The organism is Oleiphilus sp. HI0128 (assembly GCF_001635365.1).
Genome location: NZ_LWGG01001610.1, coordinates 1 through 806, shown reverse-complemented (window position 1 = coordinate 806; position 806 = coordinate 1). Strand labels below are relative to the sequence as shown.

Below are 806 nucleotides of genomic sequence, written 5' to 3'. Positions count from 1 at the left end.
AGCCGGGAAAAATAAACTAATACTCCTGGTTGTTATTTTTCTTTCGGGCCTTTCTGCCTGTGATAGCGATGGTACTCGTAGTCTGCCTGAGGCTGCCACCGATACTACTGCACCGACTATTGTTCGCATCACTCCTGATTCTGAAGAGATAAGCTACGGCGTGGACTTAAATCCAACTGTGTTATTTAGTGAGAAAATGAATATAGATTCTTTACTTGATAATCGAGTTGGTATTTATTCTGGTAGTTTCGATCCTGACTCAATTACAGAGCCTGTTGAGCGAGAAATAAATATTTCTCACAGTACTGTCCCTGGGGAGTCAAAAGTACCAGATGAAGAAAGCGGTAAATTGATTGATGTTGACGCTACTGAGTTAACATTAGGGCTGAGTAGTGGTCGTTTTGCCTTACATAACACTTATACTCTTCAAGTGGAATCAGACGTACATGATTTAGTGGAAGATGATTTGTCAACAAGTGAGGATGAGCGTAATTTTCTTGAAGGCGGGGAGAGGGTCGCGTTTACGACGGAGTCTGGCGTATGGCACGAGTCCGAAACTCTTAATTTCAAGTACTTGAATGAAGAGGGTACACAGGCAGTCTTTCATCAAGGGGACAGCTTTGAGCCGATTATCCAAAGTAGTCAAAGTGGCACTACTTTATTGGTTTGGAAGCAGAGTGTTGAAGGTGTGACACAGATTTGGGCAAGTCAATATCTAGCGGATCAGGAAGTCTGGGTTCTACCCGGAACTGAGTCTGCTTCACGGCATTGCCGCAAGAATCCTGACTCTCTTGATTCTTCCTGCG

The 806-nt window shown here is 43.8% G+C and carries 1 protein-coding gene; it reads left to right on the top strand.

Annotated elements, in window-relative coordinates:
- Nucleotides 1-806 (top strand): Ig-like domain-containing protein (locus tag A3763_RS29305; RefSeq protein WP_197483157.1); only part of this gene is annotated, 806 nt, incomplete at both ends.